This is a genomic window from Staphylococcus sp. TE8 (genome assembly GCF_000692055.1).
Classification (GTDB): Bacteria; Bacillota; Bacilli; order Staphylococcales; family Staphylococcaceae; genus Staphylococcus; species Staphylococcus capitis.
In genome coordinates this window covers 116,524-141,697 of sequence record NZ_JMGB01000001.1, presented here as the reverse complement: position 1 = coordinate 141,697, position 25,174 = coordinate 116,524, and the positions used below count along the sequence as shown (strand labels likewise).

The 25,174-nt window shown below is 32.6% G+C and carries 24 protein-coding genes; 7 read left to right on the top strand and 17 right to left on the bottom strand.

What is annotated here, in order from left to right; translation table 11 throughout:
- Positions 1–64: 64 nt before the first annotated feature.
- The 15 genes from CM54_RS00705 to tagG all read right to left on the bottom strand — a co-directional run bounded on the left by CM54_RS00705 (position 65) and on the right by tagG (position 16,178).
- Positions 65–1,132, bottom strand: coding sequence for a YkvI family membrane protein (locus CM54_RS00705; protein WP_002433414.1), 1,068 nt, complete (start codon positions 1,130–1,132; stop codon positions 65–67).
- Positions 1,133–1,306: 174 nt separating this feature from the next.
- Entirely contained in the window at positions 1,307–1,807 is a 501-nt protein-coding gene (locus CM54_RS00700) for a hypothetical protein (RefSeq protein ID WP_002433134.1), read from the bottom strand.
- Positions 1,808–1,870: 63 nt separating this feature from the next.
- Complete coding sequence (gene dhaM, locus CM54_RS00695; protein WP_002433105.1) at positions 1,871–2,248, bottom strand: dihydroxyacetone kinase phosphoryl donor subunit DhaM; 378 nt, start codon at positions 2,246–2,248, stop codon at positions 1,871–1,873.
- Between the two features lie 2 nt (positions 2,249–2,250).
- Complete coding sequence (dhaL, locus tag CM54_RS00690) at positions 2,251–2,826, bottom strand: dihydroxyacetone kinase subunit DhaL (RefSeq protein ID WP_037548281.1); 576 nt, start codon at positions 2,824–2,826, stop codon at positions 2,251–2,253.
- A 41-nt stretch (positions 2,827–2,867) separates the two neighbouring features.
- Positions 2,868–3,836, bottom strand: coding sequence for a dihydroxyacetone kinase subunit DhaK (dhaK, locus tag CM54_RS00685; RefSeq protein ID WP_037548277.1), 969 nt, complete (start codon positions 3,834–3,836; stop codon positions 2,868–2,870).
- Between the two features lie 263 nt (positions 3,837–4,099).
- Positions 4,100–5,116 carry a FecCD family ABC transporter permease gene (locus CM54_RS00680; protein WP_037548274.1) on the bottom strand — a complete coding sequence of 339 codons (1,017 nt, stop codon included), beginning with the start codon at positions 5,114–5,116 and terminating at the stop codon, positions 4,100–4,102.
- On the bottom strand, positions 5,113–6,117 hold the full coding sequence (locus tag CM54_RS00675) for a FecCD family ABC transporter permease (RefSeq protein WP_037548271.1): 1,005 nt from the start codon (positions 6,115–6,117) through the stop codon (positions 5,113–5,115). The genes CM54_RS00680 and CM54_RS00675 overlap by 4 nt, the downstream gene beginning before the upstream one ends.
- 27 nt (positions 6,118–6,144) lie before the next feature.
- A complete protein-coding gene (locus CM54_RS00670; protein ID WP_037548269.1) occupies positions 6,145–6,942 on the bottom strand; it encodes an ABC transporter ATP-binding protein in 798 nt (265 codons plus the stop codon).
- A 249-nt stretch (positions 6,943–7,191) separates the two neighbouring features.
- Entirely contained in the window at positions 7,192–8,025 is an 834-nt protein-coding gene (locus CM54_RS00665; protein WP_002433225.1) for a YitT family protein, read from the bottom strand.
- Between the two features lie 873 nt (positions 8,026–8,898).
- The gene (locus CM54_RS00660) at positions 8,899–10,128 is read right to left on the bottom strand and encodes a NupC/NupG family nucleoside CNT transporter (protein ID WP_037548266.1); all 1,230 of its coding nucleotides are present in this window, start codon (positions 10,126–10,128) and stop codon (positions 8,899–8,901) included.
- Between the two features lie 299 nt (positions 10,129–10,427).
- Positions 10,428–12,155, bottom strand: coding sequence for an ABC transporter ATP-binding protein (locus tag CM54_RS00655; protein ID WP_037548264.1), 1,728 nt, complete (start codon positions 12,153–12,155; stop codon positions 10,428–10,430).
- 355 nt (positions 12,156–12,510) lie between these two features.
- Positions 12,511–12,909: a glycerol-3-phosphate cytidylyltransferase gene (gene tagD, locus CM54_RS00650; RefSeq protein ID WP_037548261.1), complete on the bottom strand. Its 399-nt coding sequence runs from the start codon at positions 12,907–12,909 to the stop codon at positions 12,511–12,513.
- Between the two features lie 125 nt (positions 12,910–13,034).
- The gene (locus CM54_RS00645) at positions 13,035–14,102 is read right to left on the bottom strand and encodes a glycosyltransferase family 2 protein (protein WP_023350714.1); all 1,068 of its coding nucleotides are present in this window, start codon (positions 14,100–14,102) and stop codon (positions 13,035–13,037) included.
- Positions 14,099–15,193 (bottom strand): teichoic acid glycerol-phosphate primase TarB, encoded by a 1,095-nt coding sequence (gene tarB / locus CM54_RS00640; RefSeq protein ID WP_037548257.1) that lies wholly within the window; start codon positions 15,191–15,193, stop codon positions 14,099–14,101. The genes CM54_RS00645 and tarB overlap by 4 nt, the downstream gene beginning before the upstream one ends.
- A gap of 172 nt (positions 15,194–15,365) precedes the next feature.
- Positions 15,366–16,178, bottom strand: a complete 813-nt coding sequence (tagG, locus tag CM54_RS00635) for a teichoic acids export ABC transporter permease subunit TagG (RefSeq protein WP_037549778.1) — start codon at positions 16,176–16,178, stop codon at positions 15,366–15,368.
- 324 nt (positions 16,179–16,502) lie between these two features.
- On the opposite strand from tagG, the gene tagH reads away from it, so the two are divergent.
- The 3 genes from tagH to CM54_RS00620 all read left to right on the top strand — a co-directional run bounded on the left by tagH (position 16,503) and on the right by CM54_RS00620 (position 19,104).
- Entirely contained in the window at positions 16,503–17,297 is a 795-nt protein-coding gene (tagH, locus tag CM54_RS00630; protein WP_002433506.1) for a teichoic acids export ABC transporter ATP-binding subunit TagH, read from the top strand.
- 204 nt (positions 17,298–17,501) lie between these two features.
- A complete protein-coding gene (locus CM54_RS00625; protein WP_030059007.1) occupies positions 17,502–17,861 on the top strand; it encodes a DUF2294 domain-containing protein in 360 nt (119 codons plus the stop codon).
- Between the two features lie 217 nt (positions 17,862–18,078).
- Positions 18,079–19,104 (top strand): NAD-dependent formate dehydrogenase, encoded by a 1,026-nt coding sequence (locus CM54_RS00620; protein WP_037548254.1) that lies wholly within the window; start codon positions 18,079–18,081, stop codon positions 19,102–19,104.
- A 444-nt stretch (positions 19,105–19,548) separates the two neighbouring features.
- On the opposite strand, the gene tarA is transcribed toward CM54_RS00620, so the two are convergent.
- On the bottom strand, positions 19,549–20,310 hold the full coding sequence (gene tarA / locus CM54_RS00615; protein WP_037548252.1) for an N-acetylglucosaminyldiphosphoundecaprenol N-acetyl-beta-D-mannosaminyltransferase TarA: 762 nt from the start codon (positions 20,308–20,310) through the stop codon (positions 19,549–19,551).
- Positions 20,311–20,538: 228 nt separating this feature from the next.
- On the opposite strand from tarA, the gene CM54_RS00610 reads away from it, so the two are divergent.
- Positions 20,539–21,285 (top strand): M50 family metallopeptidase, encoded by a 747-nt coding sequence (locus CM54_RS00610; RefSeq protein ID WP_037548248.1) that lies wholly within the window; start codon positions 20,539–20,541, stop codon positions 21,283–21,285.
- Between the two features lie 52 nt (positions 21,286–21,337).
- Here CM54_RS00610 and CM54_RS00605 read toward each other — a convergent pair whose 3' ends face one another.
- On the bottom strand, positions 21,338–21,985 hold the full coding sequence (locus tag CM54_RS00605; RefSeq protein WP_002433449.1) for a metal-dependent transcriptional regulator: 648 nt from the start codon (positions 21,983–21,985) through the stop codon (positions 21,338–21,340).
- Positions 21,986–22,106: 121 nt separating this feature from the next.
- Between CM54_RS00605 and CM54_RS00600 the strand changes: the two genes are divergently transcribed.
- The 3 genes from CM54_RS00600 to mntC are packed head-to-tail and all read left to right on the top strand — an operon-like array spanning position 22,107 to position 24,622.
- Positions 22,107–22,859 carry a metal ABC transporter ATP-binding protein gene (locus CM54_RS00600; protein ID WP_030059002.1) on the top strand — a complete coding sequence of 251 codons (753 nt, stop codon included), beginning with the start codon at positions 22,107–22,109 and terminating at the stop codon, positions 22,857–22,859.
- Complete coding sequence (locus CM54_RS00595) at positions 22,860–23,696, top strand: metal ABC transporter permease (RefSeq protein ID WP_002433425.1); 837 nt, start codon at positions 22,860–22,862, stop codon at positions 23,694–23,696. It begins immediately after the preceding gene.
- Entirely contained in the window at positions 23,693–24,622 is a 930-nt protein-coding gene (gene mntC / locus CM54_RS00590) for a manganese ABC transporter substrate-binding lipoprotein MntC (RefSeq protein WP_037548245.1), read from the top strand. Before CM54_RS00595 ends, mntC begins: the two co-directional genes overlap by 4 nt.
- Positions 24,623–25,174: the final 552 nt, after the last annotated feature.

Below are 25,174 nucleotides of genomic sequence, written 5' to 3'. Positions count from 1 at the left end.
AGATGAATTGCTTTTAAGATTAAATCAATCATTTTAAATTGTAAAGTGTATACGAAATAACAACTTATGCAATGTGTTTCTTGTCATCATTTTTACGTTTGAAGTACTTGATTAGTACTGCTACAACGATAAACATACCAACAACGCCCATAAATTTATATAACACGTTAATTAAATCTGCGAATCCTACGAAACTTAAAACATAAGCTGCAATCATCATAATAATGATAAAGATATGATATTTCTTGCTATATGGTTCAGTAAAACGTGCCGCGAATGAATAACAAAGTCCTAAAATAGTGTTATACATTACAGCTAACATAATAACAGTTAATACTAAACCAATCCATGGATTGATTGAGTTGGCTAAGTCTAATGTAGGAATATCTGCGTTTTTAATTTTTGGATATTCTGTTTGTAGTGAAAAGTTAATTAGTGCAAGTAAGATGGTATAAATAACGCCACCGAACATCGCACCAGCACCTGAAACTCTACGCTTAGACGCATCGCCACCAATAGCAACGACTGTACTAAAGCCAACTGCAAAAGCAAGACCTCCGTATACAAGTCCCCAGAATATACCTTTCCATGCACTTGTTTCTGGTACTGTATTATTTACTTGGGCAATTGAGATATCACCAGTAAATAAATAATAAACTGCAATAAGGATAACCATTATAATTAGAAATGGTGTAACAATCCCTAAAGCTCTAACAATCTTATTAAAATCAAGTAATAATGTTAAATAAATTACAATTGTCATGATCAAGGCGCCTAGCCAAGTAGGTATATGAAAGCTTTGGTTAAACGTTGATCCTGAACCGGCAATCATTGTTACAGCGATACCAAACAAGAAGAAGACTAGTATATAGTCAAATACTTTACTAAATTTCTCACCAAATACATATTGTAAAGTGGATTCATGATTGGTAGCTTCAAAGGCTGTACCAATTTTAGCTACTTGTCTACCGATAAATCCTAGAATGAAACCTGAGATTAAAACACCGATATAAGACCATAAACCAAAAGGTGTAAAGAATTGCATAACTTCTTGACCAGTTGAGAATCCTGCCCCTACAACGATGCCGACATAAGCAAATCCTATTTTTATTGCTTCTTTATTCAGCCCCATTTAAAAAATTACCTCCTTAGATTTTCACAGTGAGAATTATAACGTACTGTTTTTTATTTTCAACCCCACCTATTAGACTTATACATTAATGCATAAAAGTAGGGAAATTTGTATAAAAATAGCCATTAAAGTGTGGTAACTCTAATGGCATTATAAAGAGATAAATACGTTTAACTAACGTGCATCTCTATGTTTGTTTAATTCATTAATATCGACAACAATGTTGTCCATACGTTTTGCAGTGTCTTTAAGCACATTACGTGCTACATTATTATTAGGATCAAGTTTAAGAATACGTTTAGCTACATCAAATGCTTTCTTATCAGAAATAACAGGCTCTGGAATTGCGTGAAGCAATAGCATTTGTAGTAAACTTTTAACTTCATTTCCGTTAGTGAGTTTTATGGAAGACTCAGCATGATAGTATGCAGAATCTAAAGCACCTTCGTATTCACTCATCGGATAAACAAGTAGTAAGAATGCTAAATCATGCAATTCAGATGTTTCTTCATTTCTAATTAAATCTAAAATGCATGTATAAAACATCATACTCTCTACTTCATGAGCGCTAGAAATATATGCCTCTTCAAATTCCATAAAATCTGTTTCGGACATTAATTGTCGTATCTGCTCGAATTCGCCATTCAATACATGTCTCTTTATAAGGTGTTGCATGGCTATGTCCTCCTATTATCCAGATTTTATTTAACAATTATAACTATAATATCATAATTTTAGTTAATTTTCACTTGAAAAAGACGTACGATAAACTTCTTCAATTGCTTCTTCAACACTACCACCAGTAGACAGCTTAACAGACGCAGTAAAACTACCTTCAACGAGTGGCGCATTAACTTTTAAAACTTGATGGTCGCCTTCATACATTTCTATTGCCATGTCTAAATTCATCTCAGCAGATCCTAGATCAAAAAAGCATAACGCATCGTCTTCTAAATGATTGATTGCATCTTGGATGCTATTAAAAGAAGTACCTATACCACCATCATCTGTGCCACCACATGCTAAGACGTCAACGTCACTCACCATTTGTTCAAGCAATTGTTTCGTCCCGTTTGCGATATCAACACTATGACTTACTAACACTATTGTAGGCATATTTACTCATCTCCTATCAAAGCATTAAGTATATAAACCATACTTTGTGCACCCGGATCAATGTAACCTTTAGAATCCTCTTTAAAATAAGCAGCTCTACCCTTCGTTGCTGTCATATCTTTAGTATCGTCAGCATAACCTTGTAATTTATCTAAGGTCACTTTTTCATCATGTTGTAGCGCTTCGCTTGCCCTTTCGACAACATCATACATAGTCTTTTCATTTAATTCAACTTTACCTCTTTGAGCTATTGCATCTGCAAATGTATTTAATAATACTTTTAGGTTATCCTTATCGATTTCATCCTTAACAACACTAGACATTTTGACAAAACTAAAGCCATATAATGGTCCGGATGCTCCGCCAATATTAGACATCAATGTCATTCCAGTTGATTTAAACAATGAAGCCATATCTTTATCATCGATATTATCTTTCAAATGAGAGAAACCTCTTTCCATGTTTACGCCATGGTCACCGTCACCTATCGATCTATCTAAATCGGTCAATTCTGATTCTTTATCTTTAAAAGTATCCGCTAAACTTAATAATTGAGTTTTCATTTGTTCTACATTCATAGCTAACACCTCTATATTGTATATTTATTCACAATTATTTTTTATGAGTTAAAATAACGACTTGTTGTAGGTGCTAAAAATGCTGTTAACCACTCTTCATTAGCAGGAACTAATGTGATAGAAAAGCCTTGCATATCAAGTGATGTCATAAAATCACCTACATACCAATGTTTTACCCCATAATGCTTCTTATCAAATAAATCTTTGAGATATTTAGTTACAATATTGAGTTCAGATAGTGGTGTGCCACCCATACCATTAACCATTACTATAAATTCTTCTCCTGATATTTCTTTATCTAATTCTTCTACTAATGTTGAAACAATTTGATCTACTGGTTGTATAGCTTCACGATGCAAACCTTTTTCACCATGGATACCGATACCAATTTCCATTTCATTGTCATCAATATCAAACCCATATTGACCTGTGGTTGGAACCATAGGAGGTGTTAAAGCCATACCAATTGTTTTTATTTCAGACATCATTAACTCTACTTTTTCTTTTATTTCAGTTAATGGTACTCCTTTTTCAGATAAAAAGCCTGCATACTTATGAATTAAAACTGTACCAGCTACACCTCTTCTTTGTTCTGGCGTACTAATCGCAATATCATTTCTAACTATTACTGTTTCAACTTGAATATCTTCCATTTCAGCCATTTCTTGGGCCATTTCAAAGTTCATCACATCACCAGCATAGTTTTTAACAATGAGTAAAACACCATCACCAGTGTGAACGGCCCTAATAGCTTCTAAAATTTTGTCTGGAGTTGGAGAAGTAAAAACTTCACCACAAACTGCAGCATCAAGCATACCTTGCGCGACATAACCAGCATGTGCAGGTTCATGACCGCTTCCACCTCCTGATACAAGTGCTACACCATTTTGTTTTTTATCTTTTCGTACTACAACTGTATCTTCAATTACATCTAATTCAGGATTTGCTACTTTTAAGCCATCTAACATATCACTTAAAAACTGTTGTCTATCTTTTATTAATTTCTTCATAAAAAATCCCTCCTTATCAATTTATCATCAGTATAAAACAGCTTTATAGACAATCGCTAATATTAAGTGTGCCTTCAATAAAATGTTCACAAATCATGTTTACTAATTAATAAGAGGATTCATACTTATATATTAAAAAAAGCCTTTAAATGAATGTTCACTCTAAAATTCATCCATTTAAAAGCTTTATATTATGCGTTATTTTAAGAAATATAAATACGCTCGATATTCAAATTTAATAATTTACCTATCACTTAACTAATCTATACACTTTTTGTTCTATACATTAGGTATAAGAAGTAGGGTGCCCCTATAATAGCAACTACTATACCTGCAGGAACGCCAGACGGTTGGAGAATAACCTTTCCTAAAGTATCGGAAAAAACAAGTAAAAATGCACCAACTAATATGGCAATTGGTAAAAAAAGTTGATGTCTAGGACCCACTATACGTTTGGCTATATGTGGCCCCATCAAACCAATAAATGAAATTGCACCAGCAACCGCAACAGCGACTGAAGATAAAATAACTGCTACAAAAAATAACACTATTCTTTCACGTTCAACTTTAACGCCTAACCCCTTAGCAACATGTTCATGTGTATTAATAATATTTAATTCATTTGATTTAAATAACAGATATGGCACGATAATAATCATCCAAGGAATAAATGCAAGAACAAATGTCCAATCATCTCCCCAAATATTACCAGCAAACCAAGTTGCCATAAATTCTGATTGATCTTCATCAAACTTTGACATCAGGGTAATAGAGCCTCCATATAATGCCGTTTGCATACCTACACCTATTAATACCATGCTGGCAGGAGTTAACCCACTATATTTATTTACACTAAAAATAAATATAACTAAAGCTGTAGCGACACCACCAACTAAACTAATTATAGGTAAAACATAAACGAAATTATCCGGTTTAACTTGTCCAATTGCTACAAATAATGCTATCGCAAAGCCCCCGCCTGCATTAATTCCTAAAATACCAGGTTCTGCTATAGGATTTTTAGTAACACTTTGAACAACGGCACCACTCATACTTAGCGCTGCACCTGCTAAAATTGTAATCAACATGCGAGGAAGTCGGAAATCTATTAAAATAAGCGAGTCCGTATCATCACCCTGACCAATTAGAGTTTTAAAGAAATTTGGCACAGGTATTTTATATTCCCCTGAAGCAATACTCCAAGTACATGCTGCAAATAGTAATACGGCAAATACGATAAAAGTAATGATTTGTTTACGTCTTAAATTCGGGTCAATCATATTGAACGTCCTCCTTTTTTAACAAGGTATAAAAAGTAAGGTACGCCAATAAACGAAATAATTGCTCCTACCGGGGCTTCGCCTAGTAGTCTTGCAATCATGTCAGCAACTAATACTAATACACCGCCAAATATTGCAGTAAGTGGAATCACTTTTGAATAATCTGTACCTATAATAAAGCGAACAATGTGAGGTACCATTAAGCCTACAAAAGCAATTTGTCCAACCATTGCCACAGCAACGCCAGCGAGTATCATTGATAAAACTAAGCTTAGTCCGCGAATCATAGAGACATTTTGGCCTAATCCCTTAGCAAGTGATTCACCTAAATTCAAAATAGTAAGTTGCTTGCTAATAACTAAAATAATAATTAGCGTAACGATAATTATTGGGCCACTCCATATAAGTTGTCCCCATGTTGTACCTGATATTCCTCCAGCACTCCAAAAAGTTAGAGATTGATTTAACCTAAATATAAGAGCGACACCTTGACTTAGTGCAGTTAATAACGCACTTATAGCTGCACCAGCTAAGATAATACGCATAGGATTAAATCCATCACGCCTAGACCGCCCAATCATTAACACGATGAAGCCACCTAAAAGTGCACCTAAAAATCCAGATATCATTAATAATAAAAATGGTGCCTCAGGATAAAAAGCATAGGTCATTGCCAAACCAAACGTTGCACCTGAGTTTAGTCCAATTAAACTTGGATCAGCAAGCCCATTCTTAGTTACACCTTGAATAACAGCACCAGCTACAGCTAAAGCCATCCCTACAAGAATTGCACCTAAATCTCTAGGTATTCTAATTTCACTTATGATATTATGATTTTGATTTTTAGGATTATAATTGAAAATTGCATCAAATATGGTAGGAATATCAACATGTGCTTTCCCAAATAAAATAGAAAGAAATAGTGCTAGTATTAGCACTATTACTCCACCTATTAAAAGCGATATAAACTTAAAGTTTTCATTTTTCTTTTTTTCTAACATTGTATTTTTAATCCTTTGTCTTCTCTTTTACGAGTAAGTCTTACTAAACAAATCATAAGTAACAAGTAGAGGTTTACCAGTACGAGGATCTTCATCTAATACCACATCGATATTGAATACTTTTTCTAAATTATCTTTAGTAAGTACTTCTTGAGTTGTACCATTTGCTACAATATTGCCATCTTTCATAGCAATTAAGTGATCCGAGAAGCGAATAGCTTGGTTAATATCATGCAATACCATTACAATCGTACAACCTTGCTCTTTATTTAATTTCTGTACAAGTTCAAGTATTTCTAATTGATGACAAATATCTAAATAAGTTGTAGGTTCATCTAAGAATATAATATCCGTACGTTGTGCTAATGCCATTGCAATCCAAACACGTTGTCTTTGACCACCACTTAAATCATTGATTGAACGATGACGGAATTCACTAGTACCAGTAACTGATAATGCCCAATCAATTTCTTTTTTATCTTCTGCTGTTAAACGGCCAAAGCCCTTCTGATGTGGAAAACGCCCATATGATACGAGTTCACCTACCGTTAAACCGTCAGCAACTTCAGGTGATTGCGGAAGTATCGCAATCTTCTTAGCAATTTCTTTAGTTGATTGAGTATGGATACTTTTACCATCTAAATGAATTGCACCTTCTTTAATAGACAACAAGCGTGATAACGCTTTAAGCAATGTAGATTTGCCACAACCATTAGGTCCAATTATAGAAGTCACTTTACCATCTGGAACCTCTACGTCTAAATTATTAATAATCGTAGTATCACCGTAACCAATTTTAACTTGTTCACCGTTTAAACGACTCATAATTCCCCTACTTTCATCTAAATAATACATTTTATATCGTAAAAACATTGAATTTATCTTTTTCGTGTTTATTATTTCATTATTAATCGTAATTGATAATCATTATCATAGATATTATTATAACATCTATAGCTTTTAATGACTAACAGATATTTTTATTAATCGGTTAAATCATTTATTTTGAAAAGTAACGACGAAAAGCGGGACAGAAAATCTTTCTGTCCCGCTTTTTCACTAAATAATTTAATACTATTCATCTAGTAAGAAACCATTACCATACACATCTCTTACATCATGAATAACTAAAAATGCTTTTTCATCAATATTTCTAATAATACGTTTAGCACGTGAGACCTGAGTTTTAGAGATAACTACATATAACACGTCTTTTTCTTCACGTGTATAATACCCATGACCATTGAGTATTGTTAAACCTCTACCAACTTGTTCATCAATGGCTTTAGCTACCTCATCGGGCGTACTCGAAATAATAGTCATTGCTTTCTTTGTATTTAAACCCTCGATCACATATTCCATGACTTTCGTACCTATATATAAAGAAATAATAGTTACTAAAGCCTTATCTAATGAAATTTGAGTTAAAGAAATTAATACCACAAGTAAATCGAAGAAAAGCAAAGCATATGGAGTACTGATATCTAAATATTTATTTACGATTCTAGCTAATATGACAGTACCAGCAGTCGTACCTCCAGCTAATACTATGACTCCGATACCCACACCGACACACGTACCACCAAAAACTGCGTTAACAATCACATTACCTGTATGCACGTGCCATGACTCAGTTAGATCTAAAAAGATAGACATTAAAATAGTTGCTACAACTGTTAAATACATACTACGTTTACTTAAAAACTTATAGCCAATGATGATTAATACAGCATTAACCACAAAGTTTGTAATTGCAGGTGATAAATGAAATGCGTAATATAATACAATTGCTATACCGGTAACTCCTCCCTCACCTAAGTTACCAGAAATAATAAAAGCATTAACTCCTGCTGAGAAAATGAATGAACCAGCAATGACTAATAATATATCTCTGATTGTTCTTTTCATTCAACCACCCCTTTATTTTCTCTTAATATAAAAATGGTAGCACAAGCGTGTAATATTCTACAACACTACTTCAACAAAATCTTTTATATTTAACAAAGTCATTGATTAAATAATGTAAAAAAATATATTTTTACTGTTATTTCTTTCTCAACTAGCATTTGCTTATTCATAAAACACCAATCGACGAACAAATTAAAATATTCTGAATTTTTAATTTACTTATGGTATAAGTTCTGCTATAATTATTTTAACTTCTTGAAAGAGAAGTTATCTCCTTTGTGTTGTTTATAGTAACAAAACAAATTTTGCTCGAAGTACTGTGACAGTACCTAGTCCTTACCGTTACAAGTACATTAATATTCATTTCCCATAAAAGCCAAGTATAAGAAGTGTCTCCTCACTTTCTATACTTGGTTTTTATCATTTCAAAGAGCTTTTCAGCCTCCTATTAAATAATAAAAAGGATTGTTCCAACAATTTCTCTAACATGTTGCGAAATATCTTTTAGGGAGATAAGAACTGAAGTTTTTATTAATCGTGTAAATTGAGTCTTATTATAGTTTTTTATTCATAAGGCATCTCGGTAATTCAGTTTAGTGAAGTTTATTCAATGATAGGAAAGTGCCTTATATTTTAAAGTATATCGATGTGAAATTACATGGTAATATGTAGTATCTTTGATGAGATTCCTGAAGGAGCAGTCCCAGTCCTAAACCTAGATTGAGACGGACACACTGCGACACGAAACCATACATTATGAAGTAATGAATATAAAATTAGCAGTAAAATGATTTTAATTAGAAATCATTTTACTGCTACTCTTTTTGGGAATCATGTCCCAGACGCTTAGAAAAATTAAATTCTTAAATTTAATTACCATGCAAATAATCCAACAAATGCTGCAGTTAGTAATGATACTAGAATACCTGCCAATAACATCATTGGTACGTATTTGGATACAAAATCTGATGTTTTCTTATCAACAATTCCTTTTAATGTACCTACAATCATACCTATAGTTGAGAAGTTAGCAAATGATACTAAGAATGTTGAAATCACTGCTCTATGGTGTGGTGAAAGTGAATTGACTTGCTTAGAAACTTCACCCATTACTACAAATTCGTTAGTAACAATTTTTTTAGCCATTTGTTGAGCAACTTCCCACGCTTCATTCCAAGGCAATCCAAGTAATAAAGCGAATGGATACATAAATACACCTAAAATTTGATTTAATCCAAAGCTACCTTTCCAACCAAAACCATGGGCAATTAACCCAGTGATTAGATGAATTAAGCGATCAATTAAATCAGCTAACGCTACGAAACTAATCACAAATGCGATGATAATAAGCACTAGCTTACCAGCTGCTAAAACTGAATCTCCTAAGAAAGAGAAGAATGGTTGACGTTCTTCTTGATGATCTTTAATGCTATAAATAACGTCTTCTTTTTCCTCTACAGATACTGGATTCAGTATAGATGACACGATAATCGCGTTAATTATGTTTAGAGGAATAGCTGTCAAAACGAGCTCGCCAGGTATCATTTGAACATAAGCACCTACAATAGCCCCTGAAACGGAACTCATCGACATCATAGCCAAAGTTAATACACGCATTTCATTCATGCGTTTCAGTTGTTCATTGGAAACTGCTAAGGCTTCAGTATTTCCTAAGAACATCATTTCCACACCAAAGAATGATTCAAATTTTGGTTGACGAGTAATCTTAGCAAGTAACCAACCAATACCTCCAATAATTTTTGGAAGTATATTAAAGTACATTAAAATATCAAATAACGGTACAACTAATAAGATAGGAAATAACGCGCTAATAGCCATATCCATCTGCTTTCCAGTAGTGAAACTAGCGAACGCGAATCCAGTTCCTTTGTGCGCAGATTCTATCATCCATGCTATCCCATTTGCCGCACCTTTGACTCCATTTCTTCCCCATGGAAAATAAATAAAGAACCATGCTAAAAACAAATTCAAGATGACTAAAATCAGTATCGATTTCCATTGAATATTTTTACGATTCCTTGAAAATATAACCGCTATACCCAAAAATACGATTAACCCAATGATATTAATTAGTAAAAACATTTGGCACCTACCTATTCATGTATTTTCATAAAAATAATTAAACATCCAATATAAATAGTAGTAAGACTACAAAACTCTACAAGAAGGGCTTCTAGATTTGAACTTTATACCATTTAAATCGTTTAAATCCGGTCATAACCCGTACTTTATAACATTATGTATATCTAACGTTCCACTTCTTACAAGAGACATTATACCACTTGTAAATTTAGGTTAAAATAATGGTTTTACGAATATCTCACAATATTTAGGAGGAGATTAAAAAACACGCCCCACATTATAGTGGAACGTGCTATAACTTAGTCTGATAATTTTTGAGATGTGACAAAGTTTTTATATTTTTCATGAGATGCCATTAATTCACCATGAGTACCTTTACCAGTGACTTGACCTTTATCAATAAAGATAATTTGTCCTGCTTTTTTAATAGTAGAAAGTCGATGAGCAATGACTACTGTTGTTCTACCTTCCATTAATGTCTCAAGCGCTTCTTGAATTTTAACTTCACTTTCACTATCTAAATTGGCAGTAGCCTCATCTAATAGTAAAATATCTGGGTTCTTAACAAAGCTTCTCGCAATATCAATACGTTGACGTTGACCACCAGATAATTTAAGGCCTCTTTCACCAACCATAGTGTCATAGCCTTCATCAAATTGCATGATGAATTCATGACAATTCGCAAGTTTAGCATATTCAATTAATTCATCATCTGTTACTTTCCTATTGATACCATATAATATGTTATCTCGAATTGAACCACTCATCATTGAGTTAGATTGCATAACGTAACCAATCTTATTACGCCATTTAGACAATGGGATATCATATATACTGCGATGATTATATTTAATGTCTCCATTTTCAATATCATACATACGTTCAATTAAATTGAAAATTGTACTTTTACCTGAACCTGAAGGTCCCACAAAGGCACTTACTTTGCCTTGAGGTATATTAAACGTAACATCGTTCAGGATTTTCTTAACATCATATTTGAAATCCACATTTTCAAAGCTTAGCTCTCCATCTTCAACGATTTCATCTTTAGATTCAGATAAAGCTTCAGTTGGTTCAATTGGTTCTTGCATAATTTCATGTATACGCTGACTTGCACCGACAGCTCTTTTATAATCAGTCACCAACGTAGATAAATTAATTAAAGGCATTGAAAGTTGAATAACATAGAAAATCATAGCGATTAATGTACCTGGCGTAATAGCACCTGTACCAATTTCTAGGGCACCGAAGCCTAAAATAATCGCAATTGTAAGTAACATAACTACACCTGATATTGGTTGCACAATGGCTGAAATTTTAGCCTGCTTTAAGCCAAGATGATAAATCTTTTTCAAATTAACATGTGCATTGTCTAGCTCTAATCTTTCAGTATTAGAAACCTTAACCAATCTCATTTCCGTAAGTACACGACCGAGTAAACCACTAAAATTAGCGATTTCAGATTGCGTATTTGTAGAAATCTTTTGCATTACTCGACCTAGTGGAATCATGATAAAAACAAATATAGGTATCGTAATAAATGTAAGTAATGTTAATTTCCAATCCATTATAAATAACATTATTAAAGAACCTATTAAAGTTAATACTGATGGTAATAAATTAGGCAATTTTTGAGATATAAATTCATTAATAACCTTTGTGTCATCAGTAAGACGACTCATTAACTGACCACTTTCGCTTTTATCAAAGAACGGCATTTTTAATTGGATGATATGTTCCCATAATATAGAACGAATGGCATAAATAATTTTCTCACCAATTTTACTAAGTAAATAAAGTCCTACACCACTTAGTAACGCGTTAACTAAGAAAATTGCGCCAAAAATTCCTATCATGCCCCAATTAATACTACTTACAGAGAATTTATCTACAATTCGTCCTGTAAATAATGGCACTAATAGCCCACTCAAACTTCCTAACGAAGTAATAATAACCGCTGCAATGATTAACCCATATGGCCATGAAAGCCTCTTAAATAAGAAAAATAAAGGGTTTTGTTGTTTCATAATTTTACCTCGTCTTAAATTGTCATATTTTCATTTTGCTCAATCATACTATAAATCCATTTCTACCCCAAATAATAATACACTTTACAATCTTTTAAATTACAAAAATGATTTTACATTATTAAATATAATAAATAAAAAAGATTAACAAGTCTTGTAAAATAATTCTTAAAAATTCCCTTTATCTTAAGCTATTTACGTTCATTATAACTTTGTACTTCGCATTAAGTATTATAACACCTTTTAGTTCAGCTGACGAAGGTCCACGCCTATAATTTTACGCAATAATCATTTAATTCTTATACACAAAATATGCGTGCTACTCTTAGTAACACGCATGTAAATAGTTTTATAGTTATTTAGCATCTTTTCCATATAATTCTTTTTTAATCTTAGTTGTTGAGATACCTTCTGTACGATTTAGATAAATCACTTCGCATTTATCTTTCAAGAAATCAAATTCGCCTTCCCAATCGTGACCCATAACAAAGACATCAACTTCAAAACGATCGACATCTTTTTCTTTTTGGCCCCATCCTTCTTCAGGGATTACTAAATCTACATAACGAATAGACTCTAACATCATTTTACGTTGCTCATAATCATAGTACGACTTTTTATTTTTTATTTGGTTGAATTCATCTGTAGAGAGCGCCACGATAAGATAATCGCCCATTTCACGTGCTCTTCTCAGTAATTCGATATGACCATAATGTAGTAAATCATATGTACCATAAGTAATTACTCGTTTCATGATACGTATTCTCCTTAACTTAAAATTTAATAAAAATTTACAATCTTAATGTAGCATAAATATTTCACCCTTACCATTAATTCAATATAAGATAAGGATAATTTTATACAAATTTTCTTATTGCATTATTTCTTATTTAACATGCGTTTTAATGATTGCTTCCCTGAAAATGATGCACGTCTAGGAAGTACTGAAACTTTAAAACGTAAATAACCAGGTCGACCTATACCAACACCTTGTAATGTCTTTCTCCATTGTTGATATAACGTTTTCGTCCAATTTGTTGCACTTTGCTCAACAGCTCTTACAATTCTAAACATTGCATTCCCTGAGTAATGGGTATGTTGCATAGCTTTGATATAAGTTGTAACACTATCCATGAACGATTGAGTCATTTGACTATTCTTCATTAAATGCGCTTGTATTAAATAACTTACGATAAGATTATCCATACGATAACTGTAGTATGTCTTTTCCTCAATGAGTAACAATAACTCCATGACACGTCGGCGCACTTTTAAAGCGTCCTTCATATAAGGGAGAAATGTATCAGCACGTTGAGCTGTAACTGACCCTTCTCTTTCATTATATCCATAAACAATATTTGGTATAAGTTGAATATCTCTTGCTTTAGAAAATGCTCTCACAATAAACGTGTGTTCTTCACAGAATACGACATCCTCATCAAAACGTAATCCTGCATATTTGGCACTAAATAATTTGGCGCCAGGACCTATCGACTGTAAAATTTCAGGCTTGCGATCAAGCGTGACTAACTCATCCAATACAATATCATCATGTGTCGGAATCACTTTCCAATCACCATTGATACCTCTGCCCATTTGTCCTATAACTACATCAGTCTCTTCATTTTTTTGAAATGCTTCAACCATTAAATCAATTCTACTAGGTAAGAACTCGTCATCAGCATCTAAAAATAGAAATCCTTCAACGTCATCTGACATTGCCTCTAATCCAACGTTTCTACTACGTGCTGCACCTTGATTATCTTGATTAATCACTTTAATATTTTTGTGTTCTTTCTGAAGTTCTGTAAGCACGCGTTTTGTATTATCGGTCGAACCATCATTTACGCAGATAATTTCATAATCTGACTTACTATCCACAGAAAGTATTGCTCGTTTGATAGTATCTTCAGCATTATATACCGGAATAATGATTGCTAATTTCATAATTTCACCAACTTATTTATAAAATTGACTAACTCGTTTAAACTTTCTTTCGTATTATATCGATGCCAAGTATTAAATAATGATTGTAGTGGTACATCATTCTCTTTAAGTGATTGAATTAAACTATTTTCATCAGTAAATTTGTAGTCATTTGGAATCTCATAATAAAATGAATTCAATCCTCTAACATTTTCATATTCTTTCTCATCATAGTTATAGAATAAGGTAGGTTTATTGAGCAAACTTGCTTCAATTGGTAGCGAACTATAATCACTAATAATGACGTCTGCCATAATCATTAAAGAAGATATATCAATATCTTGTGATGATTGTCGATCTCTAATCGAAGGGTGCAAATGGCTTAATAACGTATAATTAGGTAGGTTTTGTTCAAACTTCTCTTTATTTATAGTCCTATTTGCAATTTTAGATTCCCTATACGTTGGCACATATACCGCTAATTTATCTTTAATATGATACTTCGCTTTCAAACTACGTTGTGCTTCTTCTATATCCATATTTAAATATTTTACTAATCTAGGAAGTCCAAACTTTAACATTTGATCAGGACGTGCTTCAAATGATTCCTTAAAACACTGAGCCATCTCTTCTCCACCTATTAAATAATAGTCTGTTGCATCGTAAACACGCTTATATTGTTTAACCATTGTTTGATTATTCATGTCCACCTGATGGTCGGTCAAACCGAAATCTTTGAGCGCTCCCGCTGCATGCCAAGTTTGAATGACAGCTTGCCCTTTCTTTTTATGATATCCGCCCATCATAAGATAATACGTGTCAACAATAATGACTTTAGCTGAGCTTAATGCCTTAATGTGGCTAATCACATTTTTATTTCCTGCAGGTATGAATGATATATTTTTCAAGTTTTTTAAATGCGCTTGATCCTTCATTTTTCCAATAACTGTAATATCGTACTTCTGTTGACTTAATGCTTCAATTATTGGAAACACATCTTGTTTAAAGGTCATCATAACGACTATATGATTTCGGTTTATTTTCTTAGGTTTAAATAGATAATTTAACACCTTAATTATAAACATATATATTTTTTTTATTAGAATTCTCATGTTTTCACCGTCTTTATTTACTCAATCGTATTATTAAATTATAAACGATTCTTTCTTCCTTAGAAAATGATAATAGTATCTTTAATGCTCATTAAAAAGTTGTAGTGTGTGTGATTTTATTTTTCAAAAATAAAACCTTGATCCACAGCGGACCAAGGCAATGTATAAATCTTTATAAGAAATCTGCAAAATGATCTCTATAACGTTTATGAAGAATAGAGCCAATAACAAAGAACAAAATAATAATACAAATGTTATATAACATCAATTTCCAATGATCGATAAAGTACCATTGATGGAATAAAATTGCCGCACGATATGATTCGGCAATAAAATAAACTGGGTTGAACATCATAATTTGATGTATAACACCACTCACACCATGATTTTTAGGTACCCATAAAATTGGAGACATATAGAATAATATTCTCATGAGTGCTTGCATTATCATTTGAGTGTCCCTCACAAGTATTCCTAGCGTTGACGTTAACAAGGCTACGGATGAAGTTAATAAAAATGCAAAAGGTACATAAATTAATAATTGAATAATATGAATACTCGGTATAATTCCTTTAAACATACATGCGATGATAATAATTGCTAACAATCCTAAATGACCGTAAAATCTGCTAGTTACAATGTACGTGGGAATAATAGATAATGGAAAATTCATTTTAGCAACTTGATTAAATTTTTGTGAAATTGATTTGGTACCTTCAAGAACACCTTGGTTAATGAAAAACCACATACTAATTCCCACTAGCAACCAAAATACAAATGGGATACCATGTATTGGTGCGTTACTTCTAATGCCTAAACCAAAAACTAGCCAGTAAACCATAATTTGTAGCGCTGGGTTTAAAATTTCCCATGCCATTCCTAAATAGTTACTGTGATTTGAGATTTTAATTTGAAATTGTGCCAGTCTTTGAATTAAATAGAAGTTTTTGAGGTGTTCCTTTAAAACAGTTCCAACTGCTGACATTAAACCCAACCACGCTTTCTCATGCAATAGAAATCTATCTATTGTAAAACTTTATTAAATAGTCTTTTAAACTTATGTTTTGTAATCACTTTATTCAGAATAATAGCTTATTGTTTATTACAAGCATATTATATTATACAATCATTATCGTTAAAAACAGTAATGATAATATTTAACTTTTATGTGAAGTATGACAAAGATAGTATTTTCACATTTAATAATTTTAACAAAATCTTCTATTCACTTTACACTAGGTTAATAAATTTAACAACTGATGTGTTGTATATTATAATCTATACAAATGTATATAAGGAAGGTACTAAAATGAGCGTTTCGGTAAATATTGAAAATGTAACTAAAGAATACCGTATATATAGAAATAATAAAGATCGAATTAAAGATGCTTTAATCCCTAAAAATAAAAATAAAACATTTTTCGCTTTAGATGGTGTTTCACTTACAGCACATGAAGGCGACGTCATAGGTCTAGTAGGAATTAACGGTTCCGGAAAGTCTACCTTAAGTAACATGATAGGCGGCTCACTTTCCCCTTCCTCTGGAGAAATTGAACGACATGGTGATGTCAGTGTAATTGCAATTAATGCAGGTTTAAACGGTCAACTAACAGGAGTAGAAAACATTGAATTTAAAATGTTGTGTATGGGGTTTAAACGTAAAGAAATCAAAGAGTTAATGCCTAAAATCATTGATTTTAGTGAATTAGGTGAATTCATCTATCAACCAGTGAAAAAATATTCCAGTGGTATGCGTGCTAAGTTAGGATTTTCAATTAATGTAACTGTTAATCCAGATATTTTAGTTATTGACGAAGCGCTTTCTGTAGGAGATCAAACATTTACTCAAAAATGTTTAGATAAAATTTATGAATTTAAAGAAGCGAAAAAAACTATTTTCTTTGTTAGCCATAATCTCCGCCAAGTCAGAGAATTCTGTACAAAAATTGCTTGGATTGAAGGTGGCAAATTAAAAGAATTTGGTGAACTTGATGATGTATTACCAAAATACGAAGAATTCTTAAAGGACTTCAAGAAGAAATCTAAAGCACAACAAAAAGCCTTTAGAAGCGAATTAGATGAATCACGTTTTGTTATTAAATAAGCAAATATCATACTAAACTGTCACAATAAACGTTGTTGACAGTTTTTATGTGCTTTTAAATTAAAGATTTAAAACATTGCAACTCTCATATGATAATTATTTTCAATTAATTTGAGCTTAACCCTTTTCAAAAAGTAGAAGTAGTATTATGATGGAATTAAGAGATACACAAAGTTGTCACAACTGAAACGTAAATTAAAGAGGGTGAAAGAGATAGTAGCTAATAAGAAAACCCAACAATTTGCGAATTTAGTACGTTCTTACCGTAAATCATATATTGGTAAAGGCCCCGAACAAGTTAAAGTCTTTTTTAAAGATAACTGGGCAATTTGTCATATGACAGGTAGTTTAAGTAAAGTTGAAAACTTTTATTTGAGAAATAAAGATTTTCAGAGTATGCTTAAATATGGACGTACTGAAGAAATTAAAGAATTATATAAACAAAAACCTCCAGTTGAAATGGAGGAACTTGTTGGAGCAAATTTCGTAAAACTTTTTACAGATGTTAATTTAGAAGACGACGAAGTTGTTTCAATCTTCGTTTTTGATAAATCAATTGAATAACAAATAATATAGTAATAATACTATGGGATTGGTGTAAGGTACTCAGTGCTGTTTGCTAACCCACTTACATTTTAAATGCTTATGAGAATTCATACATTTAAGGAGGTGGTTTAGACAAATAGGCTGAGTATTTTTTTATAAACGTTATAAGTGCTCTCATCATAGAATAGCTAGAACTTTTACTAGATAAAATTCTAAATTTAGGAGTGTATAGAGTATGAAAATTGTAGCATTATTCCCAGAAACTGAAGAAGGTTTAGACAATCAATTATTAAATACAGATAAAGCCATCGGTCTTAGAGATTTCTTAAAAGATTCAGACCATGAATTAGTTATCTTAAAAAATGGTGAAGATGACTTAGATAAACACTTAAGCGATATGGATATTGTAATTAGTGCACCATTCTATCCTGCTTATATGACTAAAGAAAGAATCGAGAAAGCACCAAACTTAAAATTAGCAATCACTGCAGGTGTTGGTTCTGATCATGTTGATTTAGATGCAGCAAGTAAAAATGATGTCGGTGTAGTAGAAGTAACAGGTAGTAATACTGTAAGTGTAGCTGAACATGCCGTAATGGACTTACTTATTGTATTACGTAACTTTATGGAAGGACACCGTCAATCAGTCGAAGGAGAATGGGACTTATCTAAAGTCGGTAACCAAGCTCGCGAACTTCAAAACAAAACAATCGGTATCTTTGGTTTCGGTCGTATTGGTCAATTAGTTGCTGAACGCTTAAAACCATTTAACGTAACTATCCAACACTATGATCCAATCAATCAAAAAGATAACGAAAACTCAAGATTCGTTGAATTCGAAGAACTTGTGAAAACAAGTGATGCAATTACGATTCATGCACCATTAACACCTTCTACTGATAATTTATTTAATGAAGATGTATTAAATAAAATGAAAAAAGGTAGTTATTTAGTTAATACAGCTCGTGGTAAAATCGTCAACACTCAAGCATTAGTCAACGCTGTTAATAGTGGTCAAATTCAAGGTTATGCCGGCGACGTATGGTACCCACAACCAGCACCAGCTGACCATCCTTGGAGAACAATGCCTAGAAATGGTATGACTATTCATTATTCAGGTATGACTTTAGAATCTCAAAAACGTATTGAAGATGGTGTCAAAGATATTCTAAATCGTTTCTTTAATAATGAACCTTTCCAAGATAAAGATGTTATCGTTTCAAGCGGAAAAATTTCAAGCTCAAGTTATACTGCTAAATAATAGCACTTTAATACGTTTAATTAGATTTTTAAAAAACCTTTATTCAAATCACTCAACTATTTAAATCATGACAACCCTAAGTATAGTTCAATGAACGATGATATAACTTAAAGAGACTTCGCTATGAAAAGCGCCATTCTGGACTTAATAGCGTACATGTACTCTTTGATAGCTTTAGTAGATGTCTTATGGCGAGTTAATCAACGTTATACCTTTCCCAAAATCAAAAATGTTATCAGCCATGTAAGATCCCTGTTCGCTTACAAAAGACATTGAAAGAGCTTTTTCTTACCCTTGATATTACAGAATTAAATTAAATAATCTCAATTATTTTCTACCCCTTCCCCTGAGAAATAATTGAGTTGTTAAATCCCTAAAATTATTGTTATCCCTGTTCAAATAGAAAGCGAGAGGTGGCCTCCCTGAACCATCTCTCGCTTTATCTTATTTATCAGTTTTGTTTTTTCTTTTTTGCTTAGATACTTTTATCATAAATTTTGGAATACTCATCATTCTACCTATACGCTTCCAATCTATAAGCAAACGATATACCCATTCAATATTCAGCTTTTGAAACAATTTTGGGGCACGCTTTTTCGTCCCACTTAAAACTTCAAATGAGCCACCTACGCCCATCATAACAGTTTGATTAAATTTGGAATTATGTTTATGAATCCATTCCTCTTGTTTCGGGAATCCCATTCCAACAAAAATGTAGTCAGGATTAAAACTAGTTATTCTTTTGACCACCGTTTCATCCTCTAGATTAATATATCCATGATGGTAAGCGAACGTCACATAAGAATATTTTAAGTGTAATTTACGTTCAGCCGCTTCGATAATTTCATTTTTTGAACCAAGTAAATACACACGCTGATGATTTGCATGAGCTATTTTCAAACATTCTTCAAGCAACTCAATCCCTGGTACTCGACGTCTCAGAGGTTGATTTAATCGCTTTGATGCTTTAACCACTCCAGTTCCATCAGCTACAACATAATCCGAACTATTAATTAAATCCATATACGAAGGATGTTCAGTTGCATAAACAACAATTTCAGGATTAGCCGTTACTATAAATAAATTACTTTCAGTTCTATTTTCGAAAAATGATTTGATATTCTCAATCATTTCCAACATCGTAGTATTATTGAATTTTACGCCCAGCACGTTGACTTTACTGTTATTAAATTGCTCGTTATTCATCAAATTTGCCCCACTTCACTTCGTGTAGTCATTTATTAATTAAAATTAAATATAGAAGTATTAATAGTACTATGCTTAAAAATGTACCGTCTATTTTACCACATCCAAAATTAAACAAGAAATCTTTAATCCTTAAATTACATCTAAAGTCTAAAGGCTAATTCCTGCTTTTTCATTTATAATATTAAATAAATGAACATATTTAAATTTATTTATTCGAGGTTAATCATGTCCTATCTAGAGAACTTTTTCACAACAGTTATTCATTTAAATATTTATCTCATCATTGCAATTGGAATAATTTATATCTTTATTCATCAAAACAGACATAACGGTATCATTCGATTTCTAGATGTCTATTTGAACTATATACCAGTTTTAACTCATGAGTTTGGTCATGTATTATTTAATCGTCTTGCAGGTGGACGAGCTAAAGATCTAGTTATCGTTACAAGTCCCACTGAAAGACAAACAACATTACAACAAGGCTATGCTATCACTCAATCTAAAGGTTATTTGGGTCAATTCATAACCACAATTGGGGGTTACTTAATGCCACCCATCATGTTTTTAATTGGATTAGTGGCTGCGCATTTTGAACATCCAAGTATTTTTCTAGTCACATATCTCTTGATTTTTATTTATTTTTTAATATTAACCTCTCGAAAACTATCACCTATTATTGTCATTCTGTTAATCAGTATACTCTTATACTTTTTAGTCCAGCATAACCATACAATGATGGTGTATGACATCGTCTCTTTAAGTTATCATCTTATTTTAGGCGTTTTACTAGGTGAAATTATTCAATCTTCATGGACAATATTTAATCTTACCTTCCAACGACCTAAGCCAAGTTGGGACGGCAGTGCTTTAACTGATATCACTAAAGTACCTACAATCATTTATAGTACGATATGGATTGCCTTCAACCTCTATACGATCTATTTACTCATTAAATACACGATTTTATAAAAAAGCTTAAGCTCTTAATGATTCAAAGAACGCTCATTAAGAACTTAAGCTTTTATTGTTTTTCGGCAAAAATATTCATTGCATTTTCATAACTTAAAATAGTTACATTTTCATTTCGTTTAATAATAATTACTTTATTAGTATCATCTTTCGAAACGATTTCTACCGTATTGCCGATATAGATATCTTTACTTGAAAGGTATACAAGTAAGTCTGTCTTATCACGCACTCTTCTGACTATAACATTGTCACCAGGTTCGAATTCTAAGATAGACGTTGTATAGAGTTCTTTATAATGATGGTCACGTGGAATCACGCCACCATGAGGACATGTTTTAGGAAAATTTAACGTTTTATCTAAGCGTTCCACAAACAAATCAGAAATTCGGTGTTCAAGAATTTCTGCCTCTTGATGCACCTCTTCCCAATTGTATTGCAATATTTCTATTAAAAATAATTCTAGTAAACGATGACGTTTAATAATATCAAGTGTTCGGTCTAAACCTTCTTTAGTTAAACGTGCACCTTTATAATGTTTAGTTTCTACATAACCTTCCTTTTCCAAGCGTCCTATCATTTCACTGACAGATGGGGGTTTAATATTTAGAAATTGAGATAGTTGTTTATTAGATACAAAGGATACATCGCCGTCATTCGTTAAAATTGCTTTTAAGTAATCCTCTTTTTCTTCAGTTAACATCATTTCACCTCACACGCATTCACCTTATTGTATCACGAATTCACTTGACATGTTAAAACTTCAACGTTTATTATAAAATAAATTAGGTTAACCTAAACTTTTTATTAGGAGGTTATAATTTTTGCTAAAAATTGATCAATTAAATTTATTTTTAGGGAAAAAGCATGTCCTTAAAGACGTGTCATTCTCATTACCTATATGTGGTGAAATCGTCGGCATCGTAGGTCCCAATGGAGCAGGTAAATCATCAATGCTCAAAGCTTTTATCGGGGAATTTAAAGCGACAGGAACTAGATTGTTATACGATCGCCCTATACATACTCAACTCAGATATATTACTTACATTCCTCAAAAAGCTCAATTAGATTTAGACTTCCCTATCAAAGTAGAACAAGTGGTGCTTTCAGGATGTTATCAAGACATTGGGTGGTTTAAACGTCCAGAAATTACTGAGCGAGCGAAACTCAACCAATTACTTAAAGATTTAGAATTAGATGATTTGCGTCATAGACAAATTTCAGAATTAAGTGGTGGTCAATTACAACGTGTACTTGTTGCGAGAGCATTAATGAGCGAGAGTGATATCTATTGTTTTGACGAGCCTTTTGTAGGTATTGATATCTACAGCGAAGAATTAATAATGAAAAAAATTAAGCACCTTAGACATTTAGGTAAGTTGATATTAATTGTACATCACGATTTATCAAAAGCTGAGGAGTACTTTGACCGTATTTTATTACTCAATCAATCCTTAAGATATATAGGACCACCAAAAGAAGCTTTAACTTCTGAACGATTGAATGCAACTTTCATGAATTTTGATAATGATTTATCACCACTTCAATCGTCACAGTTACAAGGGAGTGCGTGTTAAATGTTAGACTTCTTTAATCATTTACTCAGTTATCAATTTTTAAATCGTGCATTAATCACTTCTATATTAGTAGGGATTGTGTGCGGTACTGTAGGAAGTATTATCGTACTTAGAGGCCTGTCTCTAATGGGAGATGCAATGAGCCATGCGGTGTTACCAGGCGTTGCGCTATCTTTCCTATTCAATATTCCAATGTTCATCGGTGCATTAGTAACAGGTATGATTGCCAGTCTTTTTATTGGTTTTATTACTTCTAAAAGCAAGACAAAACCAGATGCAGCGATAGGTATTAGTTTTACTGCATTTCTAGCAACAGGAGTCATTATTATAAGTTTAATCAATAGTACGACAGATTTATACCATATTTTATTTGGTAATTTACTGGCTATAACCAATCAATCATTTTGGACAACTATCATTATCGGAATGAGTGTGCTAACACTTATAGTTGTATTTTATCGACCTTTAATGATATCTACTTTTGACGCAACATTTAGCCGTATGAGCGGTTTAAACACAACACTCATCCATTATTTCGTCATGCTTTTACTAGCACTTGTCACAGTTGCAAGTATTCAAACGGTCGGAATCATACTTGTAGTGGCTTTACTTATCACTCCTGCATCAACTGCATTTTTGATTAGTAAACAATTGTACAGCATGATGATTATTGCCAGTCTTATTAGTATTATCAGTTCAATTACCGGACTATATTTTAGTTATATATATAACGTCCCAAGTGGTGCTACAATCGTGATTTGTACATTTACTATTTACGTTATAACGTTAGCAATTACGAGAATGAATAACAGACAGAAAAGAGGCGCTTTAACGTGAAGAAGATTTTTGCTTTAGCATTAATATTTATCATGATTCTTGCCGCGTGTGGGAATCAACATAACAAGGATCATAGCTCTACCGAAGGTAAGTTAAAAGTTGTAACAACCAACTCAATTTTATATGACATGGTCAAACATGTCGGCGGTGATAAGGTCGAAGTCCATAGTATTGTACCAGTCGGTCAAGACCCTCATGAATATGAAGTAAAACCCAAAGACATTAAAGCTTTAACTGACGCAGATGTTATTTTCTATAATGGGTTAAATCTTGAAACAGGAAATGGTTGGTTTGAAAAAGCGCTCAAACAAGCAGGCAAATCTACTAAAGACAAGAGCGTTGTTGCTACATCTAAAGATGTTACACCTATTTACTTAAACGGTGAAAATGGTAACAAGAACAAACAAGATCCACATGCTTGGTTAAGTTTAGATAACGGTATTAAATACGTTAAAACAATTCAACAAACTCTAATTCAACATGATAAACAAAATCAATCTACGTATAAAAACCACGGAAAAACTTACTTAGCTAAACTCAAAAAGTTAAATAAAGAGAGTAAAAACAAATTCAATGATATTCCTAAAGCGCATCGAGCTATGATGACTAGTGAAGGTGCATTTAAATACTTTGCTAAACAATTTAAAGTGAAGCCAGGCTATATTTGGGAAATCAATACTGAAAAGCAAGGTACACCAGGACAAATGAAACAAGCTATTCGTTTCGTTAAAGACAACCATCTCAAACATCTATTAGTTGAAACAAGTGTGGATAAAAAAGCCATGCAAAGTTTATCAGAAGAGACAAAAAAGGATATCTATGGAGAAGTATTTACAGATTCTATAGGTAAAGAAGGCACTAAAGGTGATTCATACTACAAAATGATGAAATCCAATATCGAGACAATCCATGGCAGTATGAAATAACTAGAAATACACGGATGAACACGTGAGAAAGTGTAGAAGATTAATCATAAGTCATGTTCATCCGTGATAATTCTAGAACTTTTATATATTATTTTGTAACTAGCAGTCCCATATCGTGTGTTTTTTCATTTATATTACCCTCCTATAATATAAACTACATCTTTTTTACACACGATATGGTGGTGTTAGTTAAGGGGATATTTCGCAAACTTATTTGAGCCCCACTCTCTCACGAATTACAGAGTAAATATTTTAGCGGAAATCACTCATTCTTTTTGTTGTTTTCGAGCGATAAACAATAGAAGGAAACTAACAATGTGCTACTAATCTTAACATCTCAATCAATCCTCGAGTAGTACATAACAGTTCTATTCAACTCTGAGTAGTTACTGAAGCCACAAATAATCACTTGATGTGATAGCTTCATCTATCACTAAGCTACCTCCATGGATATTCAATCCTCCCCCATGGAGACATTAGTTGCACTAATTATGTTGAGATTAGTGCAACTTTTTTATGATGATATATGTAAAAGAGCCCTCACCACTTTAT